This is a genomic window from Rhizobium sp. SVR5-9E (assembly GCF_056755095.1).
Map to the genome: position 1 here is coordinate 54609 of NZ_JBNDHS010000030.1, position 7112 is coordinate 61720.

The 7112-nt window shown below is 63.1% G+C and carries 6 protein-coding genes and 1 pseudogene; 2 read left to right on the forward strand and 5 right to left on the reverse strand.

The genetic code is table 11. The features are described from left to right. The first annotated feature begins 58 nt into the window (after nucleotides 1-58). Nucleotides 59-1957: a DEAD/DEAH box helicase gene (locus tag ACPYOJ_RS15835; RefSeq protein WP_481417109.1), complete on the forward strand. Its 1899-nt coding sequence runs from the start codon at nucleotides 59-61 to the stop codon at nucleotides 1955-1957. 70 nt (nucleotides 1958-2027) lie between these two features. Continuing rightward, complete coding sequence (locus tag ACPYOJ_RS15840; protein ID WP_481417110.1) at nucleotides 2028-2681, forward strand: class I SAM-dependent methyltransferase; 654 nt, start codon at nucleotides 2028-2030, stop codon at nucleotides 2679-2681. Nucleotides 2682-2723: 42 nt separating this feature from the next. Here the strand turns inward: ACPYOJ_RS15840 and ACPYOJ_RS15845 are convergent, their stop codons facing one another. From ACPYOJ_RS15845 to ACPYOJ_RS15865, 5 genes and pseudogenes are all read right to left on the reverse strand, one after another. Then, nucleotides 2724-3947, reverse strand: coding sequence for a molybdopterin molybdotransferase MoeA (locus ACPYOJ_RS15845; RefSeq protein WP_481417111.1), 1224 nt, complete (start codon nucleotides 3945-3947; stop codon nucleotides 2724-2726). Then, nucleotides 3944-4444, reverse strand: coding sequence for a cyclic pyranopterin monophosphate synthase MoaC (gene moaC / locus ACPYOJ_RS15850; protein WP_481417118.1), 501 nt, complete (start codon nucleotides 4442-4444; stop codon nucleotides 3944-3946). The genes ACPYOJ_RS15845 and moaC overlap by 4 nt, the downstream gene beginning before the upstream one ends. A 2-nt stretch (nucleotides 4445-4446) precedes the next feature. Further along, nucleotides 4447-5259, reverse strand: a complete 813-nt coding sequence (gene trpC, locus ACPYOJ_RS15855) for an indole-3-glycerol phosphate synthase TrpC (protein WP_168831252.1) — start codon at nucleotides 5257-5259, stop codon at nucleotides 4447-4449. Between the two features lie 9 nt (nucleotides 5260-5268). Next, nucleotides 5269-6285: an anthranilate phosphoribosyltransferase gene (gene trpD, locus ACPYOJ_RS15860; protein WP_481417112.1), complete on the reverse strand. Its 1017-nt coding sequence runs from the start codon at nucleotides 6283-6285 to the stop codon at nucleotides 5269-5271. A 15-nt stretch (nucleotides 6286-6300) separates the two neighbouring features. Continuing rightward, nucleotides 6301-7112: pseudogene (locus ACPYOJ_RS15865) on the reverse strand (peptidylprolyl isomerase); the annotation flags it as partial.

The window sequence follows — 7112 nt, forward strand, 5'->3', positions numbered from 1 at the left end:
GTTCTGCCGGCAGGTTCCGGCAGGCGCTTTCGCGCCCGATATTCCGAAAGACAGACAAATGACAGATTTCAACGGCGTCGTTCCGGCGATCGCCAAGGCGTTGGCGAAGCGCGGTTATGCCGAACTGACGCCGGTTCAACAGGCCATGCTCGATCCGGCGCTTGCCGCATCGGACGCGCTGGTTTCGGCGCAGACCGGCTCGGGCAAGACCGTCGCCTTCGGCCTTGCGCTCGCGCCGACGCTGCTCGAGGGCGCGGAACGCTTTGCGCCTGCCGCCGAACCGCTGGCGCTTGTGATCGCTCCAACCCGCGAACTTGCCTTGCAGGTGAAGCGGGAGCTCGAATGGCTCTATGAGATGACAGGCGCGCTGATCGTCAGCTGCGTCGGCGGAATGGATATCCGCAGCGAACGCCGCGCGTTGGAGCGCGGCGCGCACATTGTCGTCGGTACACCTGGCCGTCTCTGCGATCACATCCGTCGCAAGGCTCTCGATATGTCGGCGTTGAAAGCCGTCGTGCTCGATGAGGCCGACGAGATGCTTGATCTCGGCTTCCGTGAAGATCTCGAATTCATCCTCGAATCGGCTCCCGACGACCGTCGCACGCTGATGTTTTCGGCGACCGTGCCTGCGGCGATCGCCAAGCTCGCCAAGAGCTATCAGCGCCATGCCGTGCGCATTTCCACGCAGACCGAAGAAAAGCAGCACGTCGATATCGAATACCGTGCGCTTGCCGTTGCGCCCGCCGACCGCGAAAACGCGATCATCAACGTTCTTCGTTACTATGACGCGGCCAATGCCATCGTCTTCTGTTCGACGCGCGCGGCGGTCAATCATCTGACGGCGCGATTCAACAATCGGAATTTCTCGGTCGTGGCGCTCTCCGGCGAACTCACGCAGAACGAACGTACGCACGCGCTGCAAGCCATGCGCGACGGGCGGGCCCGTGTCTGCATCGCAACCGATGTCGCCGCACGTGGTATCGACCTGCCGGGTCTCGATCTCGTTATCCATGCCGACCTGCCGACCAACCCCGAAACGCTGCTTCACCGAAGCGGACGGACCGGACGGGCAGGGCGCAAGGGCGTCAGCGCTCTGATCGTGCCGCTCAATGCCCGCCGCAAGGCCGAGCGCATTCTCGATGCCGCCGGGATTTCCGCTGCCTGGGCTCTTCCGCCGTCTGCCGAAGAGGTGATGCGCCGTGACGATGAGCGCCTGCTCGCCGATCCTATTCTCAGCGAGGCCGGCAGGGACGAAGATCAGGCGCTGGTCAGCCAGCTCATCGAAAACTATGGCGCGGAGAAACTTGCGGCAGCCTTCGTGCGCCTCTATCGCTCCAATCAGTCCGCCCCGGAAGATCTGATCGAAGTCTCGATCGAGGGCGACCGCAAGCGTGTGCGTCGCGACAATGCTTTCGAGCCGCGCGAACCGAGCCAAAAAGGCCCGCGTGACGATTTCGGGCCCAGTGTCTGGTTTTCGATTTCCGTCGGCCGCAAGCAGAACGCCGAGCCACGTTGGCTGATACCGATGCTGTGCCGCAACGGCAACCTGACGAAGCGTGAGATCGGCGCGATCAAGATGCAGCCGGAAGAGACTTACGTCGAAATCGCGTCCGACAGCGCCGACGCTTTCCTCCAGTCGATTGGACCGAACAAGACCATGGAGCGCGGCATCCGGGTGACGCGTCTGAGTGGCACCCCGGATTTCAGCCGCCCGGCTGCGTCGAAGCCATATGGCGACAAGAAGAGTTCCGGGGAGCGCCGAGACGCCAAGTCCTACGACGATCGCCCGAAAGGTAAATTCAAGAAGGACTTCAAGGGCGAGGGCGCTCCGGCAAAGGGCGAGCGCAACGAGAAACGCGATGCCAAACCTTGGGGCAAGGGCGCCGGAAAGCCGAAATTCGAAGGCAAGGGCGGCTTCGCACCCAAAGGCAAGTTCGGCAAGAAGAAGCAGGGTTGACGAGGGCCGGGCCGTCGCCATGAAGAACGACTGACAGCGCTGGATGTCTGGGCGCAAGGGAGGCCACACTATGACCGACAATAACGGTCGGCAGCACATTGCTGCGGTGGCCTTCATTCGGGAGAATCTCCGTCTTCAGCCGGCGCCATCAGTTCCGGAGATAGTGCTCTATGCCGCGCATGCGGGAAGCGGCCTTGGGCGATTGGCGAGCCCGGGCGAGGCGGCTTCCGCCACGCCCTACTGGGCCTATCACTGGGCAGGCGGAACGGCACTTGCGCGGCATATTCTCTCGCAATCGCACACCATTCGCGGTCGCCGTATTCTTGATCTTGGCTCCGGGTCGGGCCTCGTCGCGATAGCAGCTGCGAAAGCAGGAGCCGCTCATACCGTTGCTGTCGACATCAACGCCCACGCGATCGCCGCGGCGGGTCTCAACGCCGCCGCGAACGGCGTCGCGATCGAGACTAGGCAAGCCGACATCCTGGATGAGTTGCCTCCAACCTGCGACATGATCCTGGCTGGCGACGTCTTCTACGAGGCACAGCTCGCAAAGCGCGTTCTGCCGTTCCTGACCCGCTGCCGCGCTGCCGGTATCGATGTCCTGATCGGGGATCCGGGCAGAGCGCCTTTGCCCCGGGAGCGGTTGCGTCTTGTTGCAACATACGCCGTCGCAGACTTAGGGGATGCGGGGACCGGAAAGATGAGCGGGGTGTATTCGCTCTAGGTCCGACTAGCCGCGCGTCGCTTCATCGCCTAGACAAATTGGTTAGCTGAAAAGCTCGGGCCGTAGCAGCATGACCGGACAGGGGGTTCCCGCCGGAAGTTCAGGTGCATGCGGCGGGCGAACGATCAGGCAATCGGCACGCGCGAACACCTTCATCATCGATGAATCCTGTTTGCCGAACGGCTCCGCCAGCCACTTGCCGGAGGAGGACCGGATGAGCTTCGCCCGCACATAGTCCTGGCGTTGGTCGTTGGGAGCGAGCGTGACGGCTGCTTCGACCACCGCATCGCGCTTCACCGGCGGCAACGAGGCGAGCTTGCGGACCAGCGGCTCGAGAAACAGCAGCCCGCAGACGAGGCTCGATACGGGGTTGCCCGGCAGGCCGAGCACATGCGTCCGTCCGAGGCTGCCAACCATCAAGGGCTTTCCGGGCCGCATGGCGATCTTCCAGAAATCGAGTTTCATGCCAGCCGCGACGAGCGTCGCCTGAACCAGATCGTGGTCGCCGACGGAGGCGCCGCCAAGCGTCACAATGACGTCCGCCCCTGCGGCTTGCGCCCGCTGGACGGCAGCCGTGATCGCGGCCGTATCGTCCGGCACGATGCCGAGGTCCAGAACGTCGCCGCCGGCTTTGCGCACAAGCGCGGCAATACCGAACGTGTTCGATGCGATGATCTGCGACGGCCCCGGCTCCGTTCCCGGTGCGAGCAGTTCGTCGCCCGTGGCCAGGATTGCAACAACCGGCTTGCGCAATACGTCGAGCATTGCGTGGTTCATTGCGGCCGCTACCGTCAGCCGCGTGAAATCCATGAGGGTTCCGGCTGTGAGAACCGCTTCGCCCTTGTCGAAATCCTGACCGCGCGGGCGGATATGCTGGCCCCGCCGGACGGAAAATTTCGTGCGGATGCCGTCTTCGATTTTCTCCGCATCCTCCTGCAGCAAGACGCTGTCAGCGCCGGAGGGCACCGGGGCGCCGGTGAAGATGCGGACCGTCTCGCCCTTGCCAACCGTGCCTTCAAAGGCGTGCCCTGCGGCAGAGGTGCCGATGAGTTTGAGTTCCGCTCCGGGTTCCGGTGAGTCGTCGCGACGCAGCGCATAGCCGTCCATGGCGGAAGCGTCGAACGGCGGCTGGGTGAGCCGCGCCGCCAGATCGGCCGCAAGCACGCGTCCTTCGGCATCGGCAAGCGCAACGCTCTCAACATCGGCAATAGGATTGGCGCCGCCAAGCAGCCTGCCTTGTGCCTCTGCGACCGGGAGCAAGCTCATCGATCTGCCCCCGGGTGGCGGAAGTTACCGGACTTTCCGCCCGACTTTTCGAGCAGCCTGATGCCGCCGATCTCCATCGCCTTATCGGCGGCTTTCGCCATGTCGTAGATCGTCAGGCAGGCGACGGACACGGCCGTCAGCGCTTCCATCTCGACGCCGGTCTTGCCCGTGAGCTTGGCGGTCGCAACGACTCGGAGGCCGGGGAGAGCTGCGTCTCCCTCGATCTCGACGCTGACCTTCGTGAGCATCAGCGGATGGCAGAGTGGAATGAGATTGGATGTCTGCTTGGCTGCCATGATTCCCGCAAGCCGTGCCGTGCCGATCACGTCGCCTTTCTTGGCGTCTCCCTCGCGGATCAGCCGCAGCGTTTCCGCCGCCATTTTCACATGGCCCTCGGCCGTTGCCACGCGAACCGTATCGGCCTTGTCGCCGACATCGACCATGTGAGCTTCGCCGGAAGCGCCGATATGGGTGAGGCCTGGCTTGCCGTCACTCATGTTCATTCAGCCGCCATGGCAGCGTCGCCGAAGAGGAGGGTGCGGGTTGCAGCCGTTACGTCTTCCTGCCGCATCAGGCTCTCACCGACAAGGAAGGTGTTGATGCCAACAGCCTGGAGCCGCCTGCAATCGGCGTTAGTGAAGATGCCGCTTTCGCCGACCAGCAGCCGGTCGTCCGGCACCATTGTCGAAAGCTCTTCGCTGACGGTGAGGCTCACCTCGAAGGTGCGCAGATTGCGGTTGTTGATGCCGATGAGCGGCGAGGAAAGCTTGAGCGCCCGCTCCATTTCGTCGGCATTATGCACCTCGACCAGCACATCCATGCCGAGCGAGTAGGCCTCATCCTGCAGCCGCTCCGCATCGTCATCGGAAAGCGAGGCCATGATCAGCAGAATGCAGTCCGCACCCCAGGCGCGGGCCTCCTGCACCTGATAGGTCTCGAACATGAAATCCTTGCGCAATGCCGGAAGCGTGCAGGATAGGCGCGCAGCCGTCAGGAATTCGGGCGCGCCCTGGAAACTCGGCGTATCGGTCAGCACCGACAGGCATGCGGCGCCACCCGCTTCATAGGCCTTGGCGAGTGCGGGCGGATCGAAATCAGGCCGAATGAGCCCCTTGGAAGGGCTCGCCTTTTTGATTTCGGCGATTAGCCCAAAGAGGCCGGCATCACGCTTGGCGACCAGCGCCTTCTGGAAGCCGCGAGGGGCCGGTTGTCCGGCCTGCATCGCTTTCAGGTCAGCAAGCGAAATCTTCGCCTTGGCGGCGGCGATTTCCTCGCGCTTGTAGGTCTCGATCTTTTTCAGGATGTCTGTCATCGCCGGATCCTAGTCGATATCGTTGGAAACGGCGATCAACTTATCGAGCGCAGCAGCCGTCGCGCCACTATCCAGCGATTGCGCGGCGAGCTTCATGCCGCTGGCGATCGTCTCCACCTTGCCGGCGATGACCAAGGAAGCGGCGGCATTCGCAAGGGCGATATCGCGATAGGCATTCTTCGCACCGCTCAGAACTTCGCGAAGTGCGGCGGCATTGGCTACGCCATCGCCACCCTTGATCGCAGAAAGCGCACAAGGCGAAACGCCGAAGTCCGCGGGCGAAAGCTCGAAAGTACGTATCTTGCCGTTTTCAAGCGCCGCGACGCTGGTCTTGCCGGTGGTGGTGATCTCGTCGAGACCGTCGCCATGGACGACCCAGACACTCTCCGAACCGAGGTCGCGCATCACTTCGGCGAGCGGCACCACCCATTGCGGCGCAAAGACGCCGAGCAGCTGGCGGCGGACGCCTGCCGGATTGGTGAGCGGCCCGAGCAGATTGAAGATCGTTCGCGTACCGAGCTCGACGCGCGACGGGCCGACATGGCGCATGGCCGAATGATGCTGCTGCGCAAACATAAAGCCGACGCCGGCCTCTTTGATGCACCGCGTGATGACTTCCGGGCCGATTTCGAGCCTGACGCCCAGTGCAGCCAGGCTGTCGGAAGATCCGGATTTCGAGCTCAGAGCCCGGTTTCCATGCTTGGCGACCGGCACGCCGGCACCGGCGACGATCAGTGCCGCCAGCGTCGAGATATTGTATGTGCCGCTGGCGTCTCCACCCGTACCGACAATGTCGATCGCATCAGCAGGCGCTTCCACGCGCAGCATCTTGGAGCGCATCGTCGTCGCGGCGCCGACGATTTCATCGACCGTCTCGCCGCGGACGCGCAGCGCCATCAGGAAACCGCCGATCTGGGACGGCGTTGCCTGGCCCGACATCAGGATTTCGAAGGCCTCGCGGGCCTCCTCGCGGGTCAGCGGCTCACGGCTTGCGGCCTTTGCCAGAAGCGGCTTCAGATCGGTCATGCGCTAAAGCTCCTCCTAGCGAACGGCTGCCTGGTCGGCGAGCGACTGGTTGATCGACGCACCGTATTGTGTTTGCAAGATGTTGACCATCTGATCGAGAATGTCGTCGCCGGCGGCATTGGCCATGGCTGTGACCTGTGCGTCCTGGTTGCTCAGCACGTCGCCGGTCGGTTCGGTGTTGACATTGGTGACCTTCAGCAGGATCTGCGTTGCCGGATCGCCACCGACGGCGCTCGCAACAGTATCGACCGGGCCAGTGAAGGCCGCGGTTACGCCGGCGCGGCCGAGAACGGGGTCATCGGTACCGCGCGTTATGCCGCTCTTGCTTTCGACGGCAATGCCGAGCGGCGTTGCGATGTCGGCAAGCGACTTGCCTTTCAGGGCTTCCTGTTTCAGTTCCTCGGCCTTTTTGGCGAGCTCGATCTTCTGCTGCTCGGCAGTCCAATCCTGCACGGCCTTGTCCCGCACTTCGGCAAGCGGACGGTCGCGTTCCGGGGTAATCTCGCGCACGTCGAACCAGACATAGCCGTCATTCCCGAGCGAAAGCGGGAGCGCCTGAATACCGGCTTCGGTCTTGAAAGCTTCGCCGAGCAACTGCGGCTTGGACGGGATATCCTTGACTTCGTTGCCGTCCTTGTCGAGGCCGCTCGGATCGACAGCGTCGATCGCGACGGCTTTCAGCTTCAGCTGACTTGCAATCTCCTCAAGAGACGATCCTGCGCCGCGCATGTCCTCGATACGATCGTGGACGTTGATGACCTCCTGCGAAGCGTTGACCAGTGCCAACTCCTTGCGGATATCCTCCTTCACCTCATCAAGGCTCTTGC